At 54.3% G+C, this 16,905-nt stretch carries 18 protein-coding genes and 2 tRNA genes; 8 read left to right on the top strand and 12 right to left on the bottom strand.

Features of this window, described 5'->3' with window-relative positions; genetic code table 11:
* Nucleotides 1–83 precede the first annotated feature (83 nt).
* Both AAAH10_RS03930 and AAAH10_RS03935 read left to right on the top strand, forming a co-directional pair.
* The gene (locus AAAH10_RS03930; protein ID WP_343560727.1) at nucleotides 84–620 is read left to right on the top strand and encodes a rhodanese family protein; all 537 of its coding nucleotides are present in this window, start codon (nucleotides 84–86) and stop codon (nucleotides 618–620) included.
* A gap of 93 nt (nucleotides 621–713) precedes the next feature.
* Nucleotides 714–1,514: an NAD(P)-binding domain-containing protein gene (locus AAAH10_RS03935; RefSeq protein ID WP_343560729.1), complete on the top strand. Its 801-nt coding sequence runs from the start codon at nucleotides 714–716 to the stop codon at nucleotides 1,512–1,514.
* A 51-nt stretch (nucleotides 1,515–1,565) separates the two neighbouring features.
* On the opposite strand, the gene AAAH10_RS03940 is transcribed toward AAAH10_RS03935, so the two are convergent.
* From AAAH10_RS03940 to AAAH10_RS03950, 3 genes are read right to left on the bottom strand one after another with little or no spacing between them, the layout of a single operon-like run.
* A complete protein-coding gene (locus AAAH10_RS03940) occupies nucleotides 1,566–2,039 on the bottom strand; it encodes a flavodoxin family protein (RefSeq protein ID WP_343560731.1) in 474 nt (157 codons plus the stop codon).
* 36 nt (nucleotides 2,040–2,075) lie between these two features.
* Nucleotides 2,076–3,308, bottom strand: coding sequence for an MFS transporter (locus tag AAAH10_RS03945; RefSeq protein WP_343560733.1), 1,233 nt, complete (start codon nucleotides 3,306–3,308; stop codon nucleotides 2,076–2,078).
* Nucleotides 3,309–3,310: 2 nt separating this feature from the next.
* Nucleotides 3,311–4,090 (bottom strand): class I SAM-dependent methyltransferase, encoded by a 780-nt coding sequence (locus AAAH10_RS03950; protein ID WP_343560735.1) that lies wholly within the window; start codon nucleotides 4,088–4,090, stop codon nucleotides 3,311–3,313.
* 175 nt (nucleotides 4,091–4,265) lie between these two features.
* On the opposite strand from AAAH10_RS03950, the gene gloB reads away from it, so the two are divergent.
* Genes gloB through AAAH10_RS03965 form a run of 3 tightly spaced genes read left to right on the top strand, consistent with a single transcriptional unit; the run spans nucleotide 4,266 to nucleotide 6,219 of the window.
* Nucleotides 4,266–5,120 (top strand): hydroxyacylglutathione hydrolase, encoded by an 855-nt coding sequence (gloB, locus tag AAAH10_RS03955; protein ID WP_343560737.1) that lies wholly within the window; start codon nucleotides 4,266–4,268, stop codon nucleotides 5,118–5,120.
* Between the two features lie 30 nt (nucleotides 5,121–5,150).
* On the top strand, nucleotides 5,151–5,768 hold the full coding sequence (locus tag AAAH10_RS03960; RefSeq protein ID WP_343560739.1) for a glutathione S-transferase N-terminal domain-containing protein: 618 nt from the start codon (nucleotides 5,151–5,153) through the stop codon (nucleotides 5,766–5,768).
* A 1-nt stretch (nucleotide 5,769) separates the two neighbouring features.
* Nucleotides 5,770–6,219: a cupin domain-containing protein gene (locus AAAH10_RS03965; protein WP_343560742.1), complete on the top strand. Its 450-nt coding sequence runs from the start codon at nucleotides 5,770–5,772 to the stop codon at nucleotides 6,217–6,219.
* 43 nt (nucleotides 6,220–6,262) lie between these two features.
* Here AAAH10_RS03965 and AAAH10_RS03970 read toward each other — a convergent pair whose 3' ends face one another.
* The 8 genes from AAAH10_RS03970 to AAAH10_RS04005 all read right to left on the bottom strand — a co-directional run bounded on the left by AAAH10_RS03970 (nucleotide 6,263) and on the right by AAAH10_RS04005 (nucleotide 13,292).
* Nucleotides 6,263–6,682 (bottom strand): VOC family protein, encoded by a 420-nt coding sequence (locus AAAH10_RS03970; RefSeq protein WP_343560744.1) that lies wholly within the window; start codon nucleotides 6,680–6,682, stop codon nucleotides 6,263–6,265.
* Between the two features lie 32 nt (nucleotides 6,683–6,714).
* Nucleotides 6,715–7,389, bottom strand: coding sequence for an HAD family hydrolase (locus AAAH10_RS03975; protein WP_343560746.1), 675 nt, complete (start codon nucleotides 7,387–7,389; stop codon nucleotides 6,715–6,717).
* Nucleotides 7,390–7,608: 219 nt separating this feature from the next.
* On the bottom strand, nucleotides 7,609–8,787 hold the full coding sequence (locus AAAH10_RS03980; RefSeq protein WP_343560749.1) for an acetyl-CoA C-acetyltransferase: 1,179 nt from the start codon (nucleotides 8,785–8,787) through the stop codon (nucleotides 7,609–7,611).
* Nucleotides 8,788–8,949: 162 nt separating this feature from the next.
* On the bottom strand, nucleotides 8,950–10,653 hold the full coding sequence (locus tag AAAH10_RS03985; RefSeq protein WP_343560751.1) for a putative bifunctional diguanylate cyclase/phosphodiesterase: 1,704 nt from the start codon (nucleotides 10,651–10,653) through the stop codon (nucleotides 8,950–8,952).
* Nucleotides 10,654–10,998: 345 nt separating this feature from the next.
* Entirely contained in the window at nucleotides 10,999–11,508 is a 510-nt protein-coding gene (locus tag AAAH10_RS03990) for a response regulator (RefSeq protein WP_343560753.1), read from the bottom strand.
* Nucleotides 11,509–11,731: 223 nt separating this feature from the next.
* Nucleotides 11,732–11,808 (bottom strand) — tRNA-Arg (locus AAAH10_RS03995).
* A 158-nt stretch (nucleotides 11,809–11,966) separates the two neighbouring features.
* Nucleotides 11,967–12,254, bottom strand: a complete 288-nt coding sequence (locus AAAH10_RS04000) for a putative quinol monooxygenase (protein ID WP_343560755.1) — start codon at nucleotides 12,252–12,254, stop codon at nucleotides 11,967–11,969.
* 24 nt (nucleotides 12,255–12,278) lie between these two features.
* Nucleotides 12,279–13,292: a zinc-binding alcohol dehydrogenase family protein gene (locus tag AAAH10_RS04005; RefSeq protein ID WP_343560757.1), complete on the bottom strand. Its 1,014-nt coding sequence runs from the start codon at nucleotides 13,290–13,292 to the stop codon at nucleotides 12,279–12,281.
* A gap of 138 nt (nucleotides 13,293–13,430) precedes the next feature.
* On the opposite strand from AAAH10_RS04005, the gene AAAH10_RS04010 reads away from it, so the two are divergent.
* Nucleotides 13,431–14,321 carry a LysR family transcriptional regulator gene (locus AAAH10_RS04010; protein WP_343560759.1) on the top strand — a complete coding sequence of 297 codons (891 nt, stop codon included), beginning with the start codon at nucleotides 13,431–13,433 and terminating at the stop codon, nucleotides 14,319–14,321.
* A 67-nt stretch (nucleotides 14,322–14,388) separates the two neighbouring features.
* Here AAAH10_RS04010 and AAAH10_RS04015 read toward each other — a convergent pair.
* A tRNA-Arg gene (locus AAAH10_RS04015) sits at nucleotides 14,389–14,465 on the bottom strand.
* A 355-nt stretch (nucleotides 14,466–14,820) separates the two neighbouring features.
* Here AAAH10_RS04015 and AAAH10_RS04020 point away from each other — a divergent pair.
* Complete coding sequence (locus AAAH10_RS04020; RefSeq protein ID WP_343560761.1) at nucleotides 14,821–16,014, top strand: hypothetical protein; 1,194 nt, start codon at nucleotides 14,821–14,823, stop codon at nucleotides 16,012–16,014.
* Nucleotides 16,015–16,122: 108 nt separating this feature from the next.
* Nucleotides 16,123–16,899: a TSUP family transporter gene (locus AAAH10_RS04025; RefSeq protein WP_343560763.1), complete on the top strand. Its 777-nt coding sequence runs from the start codon at nucleotides 16,123–16,125 to the stop codon at nucleotides 16,897–16,899.
* Nucleotides 16,900–16,905 lie beyond the last annotated feature (6 nt).

Here is a 16,905-nt window from a genome sequence, read left to right on the forward strand (position 1 = left end):
GACAGGACGCCACAGTTGTTTTTCTCTGTTTTCCTCTTTATATGCTTAAATAGCTATTTTTATATTAATTAGGAAATACAAGTATGAACACTTCCATCTCCGCCAAAGATCTTCACAAGGGGCTCCAGCAGGGGCGTTACAAACTGATCGACATCAGATCCCCTGATGAACGCCGGAAGGAACAAATTCCCGGCAGTCTTTCCCTCCCGCTTGATCAAATGGGCGAGCAAAATCTGGAAAACCTGATTCAAAGGTACGAAGACCAGCAATTTGTCCTTCATTGCCTTTCAGGCATCAGAACCACAGAGAACCATGCAACCCTCCAGGGCAGGACAGATCAACCCCTTTACATTCTTGAAGGAGGGCTGAACGCCTGGAAGGCAGCCGGGCTCGACACCACAGTCAACAAAAAGGCTCCTCTCCCCTTACAGCAGCAGACTCACCTGGCAATAGGTTTGCTTGTTCTGATCGCCTGCGGTCTGGGATTCCTCTACAGTCCGATGTTCTTCCTGATTGCTGCTTTCGCAGGTGCCGGACTGACATTCGCCGGTCTCACAGGCTTCTGCGGAATGGCAAGGTTCATTGCCCTGATGCCCTGGAACAAAATCACTCCAGGCTGAATCTGGCCAAAGCGGTCGCGATCATTGACAGCGCCAAAACGAATGGGCAATTTGTATACCAAATAAATACAAAAGACCTATTGGACGCAAGAGATGACACTTCACAATGCCCCATCCTCACCGATTTCAGTACTCGCCTTTCTGGGGACAGGGCATTTTGCCTCCTACACAATTGCTGCCTTGCGCAAAGGGGGATTTGAGGGAAGCATCCTCCTGTCTCCCCGCAACGCAGAGGTCGCCGCAAAACTGGCAGATGTCTACAATTGCGACGTGATGCAGGACAATCAGTCCCTGCTCAACGAAGCAGAGGCTGTTGTTCTCTCTGTGCGTCCCCAGCACCTTCAATCAGCGCTCGAAGGACTGGTTTTCAGGGATGATCACCTGGTGATTTCGGCTGTTGCCGGTATCTCTCTTGAATCTCTCAGGGCACACAGAAATCTGCCTGAAACAGTTGTCCGCACCATGCCTGTTTCCTGTATCGAGGCCGGCGATGGCATCGTGCCGCTCTTCCCTCCTCAAAAACAGGCAGAAGAGTTGCTTTCCCAAGCCGGAGCGCTGGTGAGCTTCGAGACAGAACAAAGCTTTGACCTCGCCATGATTGCCTCCTGCATGAACGGTACGCTTTACCACTGGATGCAGGGAATGGTCGACTGGATGCAGGCCAAAGGCCTGCCCGAACAGGCTGCACGCGATCTTGTTGTCCACAATATCCGCGGGGCCACAGCCTATGCAGACCTGCACAGGGACCAGCATCTCGAAAGCATTGGCAACGGCATTGCAACCGAAGGCACCTACACCAGAACAGCACTGGACCACCTGAAAGAAAACGGGATCATTCAGGGTTGGCCTGACAGTCTGGAAGCCATCTACAAACGCATGACAGACGAAGCCTGACGCTCTTCGATCCACAGCCCCAAAAAACCACACTGAAACGGAAAACCCGCTTTAGTAGATACCGGCTTCCAGCCCGGCTGCCATGGTCATGCCCAGTTCGTGACAGGCGGTCTCGAAGCGGTTGCCCTGATAGGGCCCCCGGCAAATCAACGGCTCCTGAATGGCTTTCCAGCGCAGACCTGTTGTGATGCTTTCAACAGCGCGCCTTGTTCCTGTCCCGTCGTGCCCCGCCCTGATGACCAGGGCATAGGGCAGACCCTGCTTCTCTTCCAGACAGGGATAGTAGCAGCGATCAAAAAAATCCTTCAGCGCCCCGCTCATATAGCCCAGGTTTTCTGTCGTCCCGAGAATGATACCCGATGCAGCAAGGACCTGCTCCGGCTGCGTTTCAAAAGGTGTACGTACGTCCAGATCCACCCCTTCAATTTCAGGGACAGAAGCACCGTCCCGCAAGGCTCCCAGAAGCTTCCGGGTGTTCTCCGACGGGGCATGCATCACAATCAAAAGGCGTTTTTGCTCTGTCATGAGAAACCTCTTGTGAAAACCCGAACATACTGCGGTTTATTCTGCCGGAACCTCTGTCGACGCCGACTGTTTTTTCGCACCCCGGTGCCCCAGACGGACTTCACCGCCGGGAACAGGACGGGATGGAACATTGAAGGACAGCACCAGCGAGATACAGGCCATCCCCGCCCCGATCAGGAAAACCATTTCAGGGGCCGTCAGCCAGACAATCCCCAGACCGGCAGGCAGGAAAACAGCTGCGATGTGATTGATGGTAAAGGCCACGCCCGCTGTCGAAGCAATATCGGCCGGATCTGCAATCTTCTGGAAATAGGTCTTGATGGCAATGGCCATGGCAAAGAAGAGGTGATCCACAACGTAGATTACAGCAGCCCAGAAAGGGTCCTCGACAAAGGCATAGGTGGTGAAGACCAGTATCAGGCCGATGTATTCGCAGATCAGGGCCTTTTGCTCTCCCCAGCGGGCAATAAACCGCCCGATCATGGGGGCAAGCTTGATGTTGATCAGCGCATTAATGAGATAAAGCCCCGCCACAGCCGAAACCGTGTACTCAAACTTTTCCACCATCATGAAGGCGGCAAAGACGATAAAAATCTGTCGGCGCGCACCGGACATGAACGTCAGTGCATAATAAAGCCAGTAACGCTTGCGCAGAACCAGCGATTTGTTCTGGGCCACCCTTTCCGGATAGATGGGGTAGAAGAACCAGCAGAACACGGCCAGCAAAGCCGAACCGCCGCCTGTAATGAGATAGAGCCAGACATAATCCAGTGCCAGAAGCTCGGTTCCGACCCAGATCAGGCCATACATTCCCAGCGACACAGCAGACCCGACAGCAACAATACGCCCCAGGGTTTCAGGTGCCTTTTCCTTGTCGATCCACTGCAGAGCCAGAGAGGTCTGAACAGTCTCATAATAATGGAAACCGATCGACATGATCACTGTGGTGAAATAAAGCCCGACAGCCGAGGGATAAAAACCGGTCAGGGCCGTTCCAATCCCGAGGGCAATCAGGGAAAGATAGGCCAGGCGCTGCTCTTTCAGAAACAGCAGGATAAAAACAACTGCAAAGGCCATAAAACCCGGAATCTCGCGAATGGACTGCAGGATCCCCATCTCGGCTCCGTCAAAATTCGCACGTTCCACGGCAAAGTTGTTCAGCAGCGTCCGCCAGGTCGCAAAACTGATCGGCACGGCTGCAGCCATCGCAAAGAGCAAAACCTCGGGCCGTCTTAACCAGTCCGCAATTTTCCCGCTGTTCTCGTTCATCATCAACTGTCCTTCAGACCCTCAGGCAATCCCGCCCTGTTCAGGGATTGGGGCGCTGTTCCAATAACAGGACGCGGAAAACCCACTGTCGCTTCCTGAAGTCTCTTTTCCCTTCGACGCGGAGTCGGAGCATAAAGCTGCTTTGTTGCTTCCACCATCAGAACGCCTCCGAAACTCGGCGCCAGACGTTTCCCCAGTCGTTCCCACGCCGGAGAAGACCGCAGGATTGCTGCAGAATGACTGGGCGGTGTGTAAAGCGTCCGCTCTGTATGAAGCATCTGGAAAGATGTATCCCGCAAAAGGCTCATCACCTGATGGCGGCTGAAGGGATGCCCCCAGCCAAAAGGCGTTTTGTCGATCCGTGCCCAGATTCCCCGACGCGAAGGCGCAACAATCAGCAAGCGCCCCTCGCCCGTCAGAACACGCCAGATTTCCTGCAGCATGTCCCGGACATATTCCGTACTTTCCAGCCCGTGCACAAGCAGAACACGATCAACGGAGTAATCCGGCAGCGGCAACTGGGCTTCATCGGCCAGAACAACCTTGCCGGCACGATCCCTCGGCCAGTGATGCACGCCCTGGGATGCCGGCATGACAGCCATGAGGTTTTCAACATCCCCCTCGAACATCTCCAGATAGGGGGTCGCATATCCCAGTCCCAGCAGTGTCCGGCCATTCAAATCCGGCCAGATGTCACGAATGGATTGCCGCAGCACGTGACGTGCGACCCGCCCAAGTCTGGAATTGTAAAATTCCTGCAGATCAACAACATCGGTCCACACTGTCCATTACTCCGTCACAGCAAGAGGTTTCCGGGGAAGCCCCCAGCATAGGCCTGATAGCATTGTGACCCAACAAAAAAGTCTTTGATCTTGCTTTCCGCTTCCAGAACGTCACAATCCTGACGTTCATCTGTTTTCTGTTTCCGCACCAAAACAATCAGAGAAAGCCGGATTCATGCGCGCGACGCCAACCTGTGGCCCTTCATCACTTGATCTGAGCACCCTGCCCGGTGTCGAAATTCACCAGATCCCCATCCACACCGACAACTATTGCTATCTGATCAGGGATACCGGGAGCAACACCGTTGCCGTTATTGATCCCGGTCAGGCCGAGCCGGTTCTGGAAGAAGCAAAAAAGCTGCGCTGGACCATTACCGATATCTTCATCACCCACCACCACTGGGATCACGTCGATGGTCTGGAAGAGGTCAAGGCCATGACAGGAGCCCTGGTCACAGGACCTGCTGCAGAACACCACAAAATCGATCACATGGACCGTCTGGTCTATGGTGGGGAAACCATTCCTTTCGGGAACAAAACCATCAGAATTCTTGATGTCCCCGGTCACACCCTGGGGCAGATTGGTTATCTGCTGGAGCCTGATGAAACATCACCAGAAGGCAGCTGCTCCGTCCTTGTTCCGGGAGATTCCCTCTTTGCCATGGGCTGCGGCCGAATCTTCGAAGGCGATCCGGTCATGATGTGGAACAGCCTGAAGCAGTTTGCCCGGGGCAACAATGAAATCAGCGGCAACACACTGGTTTGTGCACATCACGAGTACACGGCCTCAAATGCGGCCTTTGCGCTGAGCGTCGATCCTGAAAACGAGGCCCTGCAGGACAGAAGCCGGGCCATCAATGCTCTCAGGGAGAGCAGCGAACCAACGGTCCCCTACGTTCTGGAAGAGGACTGGGACACCAACCCGTTCCTGCGCCCGGACGACATCCGGATCAGAACAGCACTGCAGCTGGAAGAGGCCGATGATCAGGATGTCTTCACAGCACTTCGCAAGGCCAAGGACAATTTTTGACAGCTTCAAACAGGCAGAAGGATTCACCTCATGAAATTCTACACCTCACTTGCCTCCCCCTATGCCAGAAAGGTCATGATGGTCGCTCTGGAAAAGGGACTGAGCGACGAACTCGAACTCGTCTATCACCCGACAACACAGCCTGATTCCCCGATCTGGCACGCCAATCCCATGGGCAAGGTTCCCGCGCTTGAAACGCGCGAGGGCATCATGATCTGTGATTCCCTGCCAATCTGCGACTATCTCAACACCATCGGTGAAGGTCCCGATCTGATGCCGCGCGAGAACGGTGCTGACTGGGCTGTCCATGCCATGGCCACCCTGGCCAACGGTCTTTGCGATGCCGCTGTTGCCCGGATGCTCAACAAGAAATCCCACCCGCCTGAAATGCAATGGCAGGGCTGGCAGGACATGCAGCTGATGAAGATCAACCGCACGCTGGATATGCTGGAAAAATCCTTTGACTTCCCGATTTTTGAAGGCCTGAACCTTGCCAGCCTGACTCTGGCAATCGCGCTGGACTACCTCGACTTCCGCTTCCCGCAAGAAGACTGGCGCCTCAATCGTCCGAACCTGTCCGACTGGTACGAAAAAGCCATGCAGCGCGACTCTTTCCAGAAAACACGCCCACAGAACCCGCCAGCATAAAATGACTGCAAACGACGACAAAAAAGCACAGGACATCATTGGCAGACTGAACCTTCAGCCCCACCCGGAAGGCGGCTGGTACAGGGAAACCTTCAGAGATGGCAAAGCGGGAGAACGCGGAGCCCAGACCTGTATCTTCTTTCTTCTGGAAAAGGGACAGCGCTCACACTGGCACAGGGTTGATGCCAATGAAATCTGGCACTGGTATGCCGGCTCAAGCCTGCTGGTTCACCGCTATGCCAGCAGCGATGACCAGGAAACAGTCAGGCTGGGCCCCGACGTTTTGTCAGACGAAAGCCCCCAGGCTGTCATTCCTGCAGATCAGTGGCAGAGCACAGAAGCACCCGACGGCTGGGCTCTTGTTGGTTGCACCGTTGCTCCGGCCTTCGAGTTTGAAGGCTTTGAACTGGCTCCGCCCGGCTGGGTTCCCCGGGGGTGGAAAGGCTCATGAAAAAGGGGGAGCAGATGCTCCCCCTTTTTTTCAGCTTTCGATCTTACCAGCTGCCTGTATTGTCCATGGAAGCCCAGGGTTCCTGCGCAGGCAGGTCATCGCCTTCCTGCAGCAGTTCAATAGAGATTCCGTCCGGCGATTTGATAAAGGCCATATGCCCGTCACGAGGAGGGCGATTGATTGTGATGCCCTGATCCATCAGACGCTGACAGGTTTCATAGATATTCTCCACCCGGTAGGCCAGATGTCCGAAGTTACGACCTCCTGTGTATTCCTCGGGATCATAGTTGTAGGTCAGTTCCAGTTCGACCTCTTCCTGTCCCGGTGCGGCCAGCATCACCAGTGTAAAGCGTCCCTTGGGATTGTCGAAACGGCGTGTTTCCCTCAGCCCCAGAACATCACAGTAAAATTTCAGGGATTCATCCAGATTGGTCACACGAACCATTGTATGCAGATATTTCATTGCTCACTCTCTCTTGCTTTTGTCTTTTTTGATCAGGCAAATGATTCGAACTCCTGCAGGAGTTCGGAAACCTCTTTCCAGCTCTTGGCCACCGCAAAGCACCCCGCATCCCTCAGGTTTGCAGACGCATCCGGCCCCAGATGGGAGGCCGCAACAAGGCCGAGGACGGAAATTCCCGCTGCCCCTGCCGCGGTTGCGCCTGTTTTGCTGTCTTCAATAACCAGTGCCCTGTCCGGTTCACACTCCATAACCCTGCACGCCAGAAGGTGCAGGTCCGGTGCAGGTTTTGGACGCTCCACATCACTGGAGGAAAAACGCGCCTCGGATGGAAAGAACCGGTCCAGCCCCGCGGCCTTGAGCGCTGCGTTCAAACGCTCCCGGTTGCTGTTGCTTGCCACACAGATTTTTGTATCACACTGCCGGATAAAGTCCTCAACACCATCCAGGGTCGTCAGTTCCTGATCAAACAGGTCCCGGGTGATCTCGAGCAGGCGCTCATGCAGACCTTCAGGAACCTCTCGCCCCAGTTCCCCGAACAGGGTTTCCAGAATTTCCCTGTCGGTTCGTCCGACAAAATGGTCTGTTCGCACTCCCTGCGGAAAGGCACCGGTCTCGGCCAAAAGCTGCTGTATGGCTTTTTCAGACAGACTCTCGCTGTCAACAAGCACACCATCACAATCAAAAACAATCAATTCCGGGAAAGTCATATGAGATCACGCAATCACAGTTGGGAGAAAAGAAAACCACGGCTGCAATCTGGACACCATAAAAAAATGACTGAAAAAAGGCCCTCCCGGTCGGGAGGGCCAGTTCGGTATCTTGCGGGTGCAAGTACCGTCTTTTCAGCAGAACAGCGAAAGCTGTATTGACCTTTACGCCGCTCTTTCAAATCGGATCACACCCGTATCATTTTTTTATGGGATTTTTCATTTTTCCGCTTCAACACAAAGCGCAACACCCTGACCGCCACCGATACAGAGCGTCGCAAGCCCCTTGCCACCGCCAATCCGCTTGAGTTCATGCAGAAGCGTCACCAGAACCCGCGCTCCGGAAGCTCCGATCGGGTGGCCAAGAGCAATAGCGCCCCCGTTGACATTCACCTTTTCGGGATCCAGTTCCAGCTCCCGGACCACAGAAAGGGCCTGCGCGGCAAAAGCCTCGTTGCTCTCAATCCGATCCAGCTCGGCAAAACTCCATCCGGCCTTTTCAAGCGCCTTTCGGGAAGCCGGGATGGGACCTGTGCCCATAATGGAGGGATCAACGCCGGCTGTTGCCCAGCTCGCAATACGTGCCAGCGGCTTCAGCCCCAGACTTTTGGCCTTCTCGGCAGTCATGAGAACCAGTGCAGCCGCACCGTCATTGATACCGGATGCATTGCCGGCAGTCACAGAACCATCCTTGCTGAAAGCCGGACGCAGGCCGGAGAGAGTCTCCAGCGTCGTGTCCGCACGCGGGTGCTCATCCCTTTCAAAAACGGTGTCACCCTTGCGGTTCTTGATCGTGACCGGAACAATTTCCTCATCAAACCGGCCGGCCTCCTGAGCCGCAACAGCCCGTTGCTGGGACTGCAGGGCAAAGCGATCCTGCTCCTCTCTGCCGAGGCCCCATTTTTCTGCGATGTTCTCGGCCGTAATCCCCATGTGATAATCAGACAGGGCACACCAGAGACCATCCAGAATCAGGGTATCCTGCATTTTGGCATCACCAAGACGGGCCGGTTGACGTGCATTGAAGACATGAGGCGCAAGGGACATGTTTTCCTGACCACCGGCAACGATTACCTCTGCATCACCAAGGGACAGTGACTGCATGGCAAGGGCCACTGTTCTTAGGCCGGAGCCACAGACCTGGTTTACCACCATCGCAGTCGCAGATTCCGGAATGCCTGCCTTCCTCGCTGCCTGTCGTGCAGGATTCTGGCCGTTTCCGGCCGTCAGCACCTGACCGAAGATCACTTCATCCACCACATCCGGTGCAAGCCCAACCTCTTGCAGGGCAGCCCTGATCACTTCTGCACCCAGATCCGCTGCCGGAGTTTTTGAAAGGGCTCCGTTAAAGGTTCCAATGGCGGTGCGTTTCGCTGAAACAATAACGATTTCAGACATTCCGTGCTCCTGTTCTTCTTCTCTTTGGCTCAGTCAGCGACTGGCGAGGACGTTTCAGAAGACAAGGGACACCATTCCGCACCTGCTTGTAAACAGCAAAAGCACAGAACGGCATCCGGTCCGGAGTCATTTTATCGTGTTGGAGATTCGAAACGGATCAGACTATTGAGCGACGTCTTCCAGCGTCTCACTCAAAAGCTTCCATTCGGGATCGATTTCCGGTTTGCCGAAATAATATCCCTGCAAGAGATCAACGCCCTCATTGCAAAGGAAATCGGCCTCTTCCCTGGTCTCGACAAACTCGGCAATGATCTGCAGGTTCAAGGCCTTGGCAAGGCTGATCAGGTTCCGGACGAAAATCTGGTTTTCCGTGTTTTCGACGATGCCCCGGATAAAGGAGCCGTCAATCTTGACCACATCAACAGTCAAAGCCTTCAAATGGCGGAACGTCGTATAGCCTGCACCGAAATCATCAATCGCAACCCGACAGCCCAGATCACGCACCGCAGCAACAAAACGGGCTGATTCCTCCAGATCATGAAGGGCCGCGGTTTCCGTGATCTCCACAACCAGACGCTTTGCAATATCGGCACGTCCCTTGACCCGGGAAAAGAGGACCCGCAGCCAGGAACGATCCGAAGCCGTCAAACCCGAGATATTGATAGCAATCGTGATATCCGGATTGGCCACCAGATCATTCAGGGCCAGTTCAAGCACACGCCGGTCGAGAACACGGATCATCCCCAGCTGTTCCACAACAGGGATGAAACGCTGCGCAGGAACAATGTCACCTTTCTCGTCAATCATGCGCAACAGCGCCTCGACAAGAACAGGTTCTCCGTCAACGGAACGAACAACGGGCTGATAGGCCAGTTTGATTCGACCTTCATTGAGAGCCTGCTTGACCTCCTCACCGACTTCCATCGAAACACGATAGTGCTCACGCTGTTCATCGGAGAGGGTGTAAACCTTGCAACAGTCCCGCCCGTTGGACTTGGCAAAGAGCAGGGCACTTTCCGCCTTTGCAAAGGCGTCATGACTGGTTCGTGTCTGGTGCGGCAGGCGGACCATACCTGCAGAAACCGTGATATAAATGCGTTCCCCGTTCACCTCGAAGGGGGCTTCACGGACAACCTGGAGAATGCGCTCTGCAATGGAAAGCGCTTCATCAAAGGAGACCATGGACATCACGATCCCGAAACGGTCCCCGCCCAGTCGTCCGATAATGTCAGACGAACGGATAACGCCATCCAGACGCTCCCCGACAGCAACAAGAATGGCATCGCCCACTTCAAAGCCATAAGCCGTATTGATCATGCCAAGATGATCTATACCAACAGCGAGGAAAGCCCCCTGACTGTCATAGCGGAGCGTTTGCTGCAGTGCAAAATCGGTCGCCTCTCTCAGGCGGACCTTGTTGAAATGTCCGGACAGCTCATCGTAGTTTGCCAGGAATTCAAGGCGCGCCTCCGCCTGCTTGCGCAGGGTGACCGGCCTCATCACGCCATAGAAACTTTCCGCAACACCCGTGTTGGAGAAAACGACGGACCCCCGGTCATGCACCCAGTGAAAACCGCCGTTCTGATCGCGAACGCGATATTCACATTCGTAGGGCTCTCCCGAGGAAAGATGCTCACTGATCATCCGCATCCGGTTTGGCAGATCCTCCGGACTGATCAGGGCATTCAACCCTTCACCATTCGCAGGAACAGCCTCCTCACTCTGCTTGAACAGAGCATCCGCACCGAACCATTCCAGTGCATCCGTTGCGAGGTCCCAGCAATAGACAACATCCCCTGCATGCCGCAGGGCATTGTCCAGCAAGGTCATTTTTTTCAAAGCCTTTTCGCGGTCAAATTGCTGCATATCCGCTACCCAGCTTTCCGTGTTTTTGTGAAAAGCACCTGTGCCGCCTTTTCATCAATTTTTTATTGTTACTTCCCCAAAAGCAACACCGCGGGATCGGTGATCTTGCCCCCACAAGCCACAAATCCCCCATTGTGTTCAAAAAGAATTACGCTTCATCAGAAGGTTATACAGTCCAGTGTTAAGGAATAGTGAAGCTTCCTGTCCCGACCCGACAGCCCTCATGACAATTCCGGTTTCCCGCAGAACGCGTTCGATCACCACAAAACAGCACGAACAGGAAGAGCGCAACGGGAATTTCAACCAAGAATGACACTTTTTGCCATATTATACCGTTCAGTATGGCTAGCCAATATCAAAGTACTCAACATCATCATCTTCGCTGTCTTCAGGAAGGGTGACTTCCTTTTCCGGCTTTGTCACACTGCCCTTGCGGCTGGAATGCTCCGCAGGAAGCGAGGAGATATCAATCAGCCTGCACAGTCGTCTGTATAGCGTTTCGATGGAAACGGGCTTGGCCAGCACGTCGCTGACCCCTGCCTTGATGGCTGTAACAACGCGCTCGTATTCGGTATGACCTGTCAGCAGAATGATCGGAATGGAGTTGAAACGCTCGTCGTTCTGACCGCGCACAAAGCTTGTGAACTCGATACCATCCACAGGCTTCATCTCCCAGTCTGTGATCACGATATCCGGAACATCGTGTTTGAGCGACTGGAGGGCTTCTTTCACAGACCTCACATACCGCACATTACTGATTTCCATGGCGACAAAGATCGTCTTGAGGATACGCAACATGTAGTCGTTGTCATCAACCACCAGAATGTTCAACCGAGACAGGTCCGGATTAGACACCCATCTTCTCCTTCAAGCTCAACGCCCCGGCTCAAACCGCGAGCACTTTTCCCAACGCACTGGTTTAAAATATGAATTGTCCTTCACATGCAAAGGGCAATCTGTCACAGGCACGATGCAAAGCCGCTTAAGAATACAGTTTTTTGTGACTCTTGTGTGTACAAATTACTATCGTTTTACGCACCAAACGACAAAAGGGCCAGCTTTCGCTGACCCTTTTCACTGGCGCACCCGTGAGGACTCGAACCTCAAACCTCTTGATTCGTAGTCAAGTGCTCTATCCAATTGAGCTACGGGTGCTGCGTCGTTTCGGTCCCCCGAAAACGAGGCGGAACTTAACGCTGCTTTCAGAGTGATGCAAGCAGAATTTTAATCCGGTTGTCATTTTTCTCCATCCGCAAAGTGATGAGCACGGAACCGGTCTTCTGCACCCTGTCATTCAAAAGACACGCCGGGGATCAGACTTTTGTCATTTCATAAACTGTAAACCGCTCGACAGCCCCTTCCGTGGCCTTGATATAGGCCGCCAGATGGGGTGCGTTCATATGGTCCTGCCAAAGCTCCCGGCTTTCCCAGTTTTCATAAAACATGAAATGCTCCGGCTCTTCATTGTCCTGATGCAGGTCATACTGGAGGCATCCCCTTTCCTTCAGGGTAACCGGGACGAGTTTCTCAAGCTCGTGCCTGACCAGATCAGCCTTGCCTTCAATGGCATGAATATGTGCGACAATTGTCAGTTTACTCATTGGTCCCTTCCTTTCAAATCGGGGTTATTCTGACTGGAAACCGCCCAGAACGGTTTTCCCGATGGCCGATGCACTTTCCTGGAAGGCATGGGCCTCCCGGAGGTTTTCAACGCCCAGATCACCGGCGTGGCGCTGCACAGTGGAAACCAGTGTTCCTTCGTCAAGCAGCGCCGATACCCGGTTCAGCAATGCGCGCTGCGCGTCCATATCCTCTGTCTCGAACATGGAGCGGGTGAACATGAATTCCCAGCTGATGGAAACGGCCTTCGTCTTGAGCAAAGAGATATCAAGCACTCCCGGATCATCAATCAGGGCAATGTGCCCGCGAGGTTTGATCAGGCGGACAATTTCTTCGAAATGCTGATCAGTGTGCGTCAGGGCGGCCACATACTTTGGTGTCAGTGCCAGGCGTTCCATCTCTTCGGAAAGCGGTTTGCGATGATCAACCACGTGATCTGCCCCCATTTTCTCCACCCATGCAACCGTTTCAGGGCGGGATGCCGTTGCCACAACAGTCAGGCCTGTCAGTTTTTTGGCCAGCTGGATCAGAATGGACCCCACACCACCTGCACCGCCGATCACAAGGATGGTTTCTCCTGCGCCCTCGCCCTCTTTCAGCGCGAAGCTGTCAAACAGCATTTCCCACGCCGTGATCGCCGTCAGCGGAATGCCCGCAGCCTCGGCAAAATCGAGTGAAGCCGGTTTGCGCCCGGCAATACGCTCATCAACGAGATGAAACTCCGCATTTGTTCCCGCGCGGGTAATGTCCCCTGCGTGAAAGACTTCATCTCCAATCCTGAAATTCCTGACTTCGGAACCAATCTCCCTGACAATTCCTGCCGCATCGAAACCCAGAATTCCCGGTCCCTTCTCCGGCTGAACGTTCTGGCGCAGTTTCACATCAACAGGGTTCACCGAAACACCCCGGACCTCCACCAGAAGATCACGGGGCCCCGGCACCGGCCTGGCAGCCTCGAACTCGATCAGCGCCGTTTCTTCTGCAATGGAGCCTGCTTTTTCATATCCTATTGCTTTCATGAGTGTCTTTCCTTCATTCTTTCAGGGATTTTCCCGGCAAAAACCGCAAAACCGATTGTGTCTTAAGGAAAGATAATCTTTCGAATTAAGAATATAATCCGGCTTGTTTCAAAATTATAATTCGGATATTTTTGAAAAATGGATACACTGTCACTCCGTCTTTTTCTGAGGGTTGCCGAACTGGGCTCCGTGTCTGCTGCAGCCCGGGATCTCTCCCTTTCACCCGCCAGTGCGAGTGCGAGACTTTCAAAGCTGGAGGACACTGTCGGCTTTCGCCTGTTCAACAGGACAACCCGCGCGGTTTCCCCGACCTCTGACGGGGCTGCCTTCATTCCCTATGCACAACAAAGTCTGGAAACACTGCAGGATGGCCTGAACACCATCAGGGGATCGGCAGCAGACGCCAAAGGTCTGCTGCGTATCACCATGCCCGGCTCCTTCGGACGCATGCACATCATTCCCTGTCTGGCTGAATTCAAGCGCAGACATCCGCAGATCACACTGGACCTGCGTCTTTCGGATGAAATGCTGGATGTTGTCGAAGGGGCCTATGACCTGATCATCCGGAATGCCCCGCTGAGCGACAGCAGCCTGATTGCCAGAAAACTGGCCACGGACCGCCGCCTGCTTCTGGCTTCTCCGGACTATCTGGAAAGATGCGGCACACCGTCCTCCCCGGAAGACCTGCAGAATCACCGGTGCGTTATTCTCTCGGAACGCTACCGCCTGAAGTTTCAGAACGGCGCGATCATCCCCCTGCCCAAAACCTTTCTGGTCAACGACGGCGAGGCCATGCGCCTGCTGATCGAGAGTGGAGCGGGGATCGGCATCTCCTCGCTCTGGAGTGCCCACAAAAGCCTTCAAAACAGCAAACTGAAAGAAATCCTGCCGGAAACTCCCCTGCAGACGGACTCATCCATCTGGGCGCTCTATCCCGGCAACAGAATCGTCTCGCCCAAGGTCAGGGCCATGATCGACTTCCTGCTGGAACGCTTCTGGCCCGTCCCACCGTGGGAACAGGAACCCTGAACGCAGGAAAACGCCCTTCAAATTACCGCTTGAAGAGTGTCAGTCTGTTTATTTTTCAAAGGAGAAATGGCGCACCCGTGAGGACTCGAACCTCAAACCTCTTGATTCGTAGTCAAGTGCTCTATCCAATTGAGCTACGGGTGCAGAGTTGCTCAGGTTTCCCTGAAAGCGAGGCGGAACTTAGCGCTGCTCCCGAAGCGATGCAAGAAGAAAATTCACTCTTTTTGAAAGATTCTCTTTTCCCGCAGGGCTTCGACAAAAAAGTAGTCTCAACTCCCGGTGCCTCAACGGGGACATGACACAGTATTTTGACAGGCCGCAAAGCTCCTTAATCTTTTGGCAAGGTTAAAGGGCTTTATTTAATTAGGAAAAACCTTGTGAGCGCTGGGCTCTTCAAGTAGTATCCAGCGAGATATGAAGGGGGAAGCCGCACCATTAACAACGTCGCAGCGTTGAATAGGCGATTTCCGAACAATTGAACTAAACGGATTGCATGATCGTGCGCAGTAAACTTTGTAAATTTCGTTCAACAGCGTCCATTCTGGCCGTATCTTTCGCTCTCTCTGCTTGTTCCTTTACCGAGGATGCCCTCTGGCCAAGCATTACCGGCGATGATGAAGCCCAGGCAGAAGCGCCTATTGAAGAAGCCGTTGACGGCGTCACCCGTGCAGCAGCATCCTCTGCCATTGTACCGGATGGTTCCTCCCCGGTTCAGGACAGCAATGCTCTCCCTCTTCTGGGCACATCCTTCTTCGAATCTCCGGGTGTCACCCCGGGTCAGCCAACAGGAACAGCTGTCGGTGATCGCATCGAACGTCTGCGGACCGATCTGACCCGACTGCAGGCCCGTCTGGTTCACCACAACAAGATGCTGCAGGCCCAGCGTGGCGAAGCCCGCAAGTCTGCTGCAACCTACCAGACACAGATTGCCGCGATTTCAGCGCGCCTCCAGGTCGGCACCACACCGGGCAACCCCATTCTGGTCAACCAGTGGAACACCGCACAGGGTGAGCTGGAAAATGTCAGCAACAGCATTTCCCAGCTGAACAGCCTGGGCAGTGAAGCGTCCAACACAGCAGCCCTGTCAGCCTTTGTTCTCGATTCAGCCCGGGCCACCTACGAGCTGCGCGGCGCTCTGGAAGAGGATCACCGCCAACTGGGCGTGCTGGAAGACGAAGCCAACCAGACTGTTGTGATTCTGGACCGCCTTCAGAACGAACTGACTGAAGACATCATCCGCACACAGAACTTCTTTACCAATGAGCGCAGCAACCTCACAGCCCTGCAAATTGCTGTCGACAGCGGCGAGATCATTGGCAACAGCCTGAACAACCGCGTTTTCGGTCTGCCGGTTCCTCCGTCCCCGAACGGTGCTGCCGGACTGGTGGGACGTCAGGCTCCTCTGGCAATCATTCGCTTTGACCAGCCGAATATCAATTACGAACAGGCGCTCTACACAGCCATCAACCAGACTCTGGAGGCACGTCCGAACTCTGCCTTTGATGTTGTGACAGTTGCGCCGCCACGCAACACAGTTGGCAACACGGCTCTGGCGACCTCTGAAACCCGCAAGTACGGTGAAGACGTTCTGCGCTCTCTCACCAATCTGGGACTTCCGGCAAACCGCCTGACACTGTCCTCAACCAGCAACCCTGGTGCCCAGGTTCCCGAAGTTCACATTTACGTTCGCTGAACCTGACAGGCCACAATGGCCTGAAACAGAACAGACAAAGGCAGCGCTTGAAACGGGCGCTGCCTTTTTTCTTGAAACATCATTGTTCCCTGCCAAAGAAACCCGCCCATGCCGGAAATGATTGCTTCCATCGCGCCTGATCTGAAAACACTCCTCATTATTATGGGCGTGCTGATGACGGCCAGCTTCATTCAGGGAGCCGTCGGCTTTGCCTTTGGCCTCTTTGCCCTTCCCATGCTGGCGTTTATCGGGGTTTCCCCGATGATCATGGTCGCCCTGCTTTCGACCACAGGCTCAATCCAGTTGATGACCAGCCTGAGCAAGGTGCGCTCGCACATCAATTTCCGCGAAGTGACCAAGCCCATCATCATCCGCGCCATCTCCATACCGCTGGGCGTGTATCTGCTCCATCTGTCCCAGAATCTGGGCAAGGAAGACATTCAGCAGGCTGTCGGCGTGCTGATTCTGGTCATCATTGCCATCCAGCTGGTTTTCAGCGCCCAGCCACGGGACAGTATTCATCCCCACTGGGGCACCCTCGCCTTCAGCCTGTCAGGCATCACGCAGGGCATGGCCTCGCTGGGTGGTCCGACGCTTGTGCTCTGGGTCATTGCCCACAACTGGAGCAACCAGCGCATTCGCGCCTACCTCTTTGCAGCCATGCTGGGATCTTCGCCTTTCCAGTTTGCCTTTTTGTTTTACGCTTTTGGCACCTCGATCATGCCAGCCATTGTGCTGGGCCTGATTGCTGCACCAGCCGTCATTGCCGGCGCATGGCTGGGCGTGAAGGCCGGACACGGACTGTCGGCAAGCCGCCTGCGTTCAATCGCAATGGTGATTCTTTCCATCATTGCTGTCATTTCCATTGCGAAGCCCTATCTGTGATTTCCG

Origin of the sequence: Carbonatibacter coralli (genome assembly GCF_039592655.1) — a bacterium.
Taxonomy (GTDB): Bacteria; Pseudomonadota; Alphaproteobacteria; order Kiloniellales; family Kiloniellaceae; genus Carbonatibacter; species Carbonatibacter coralli.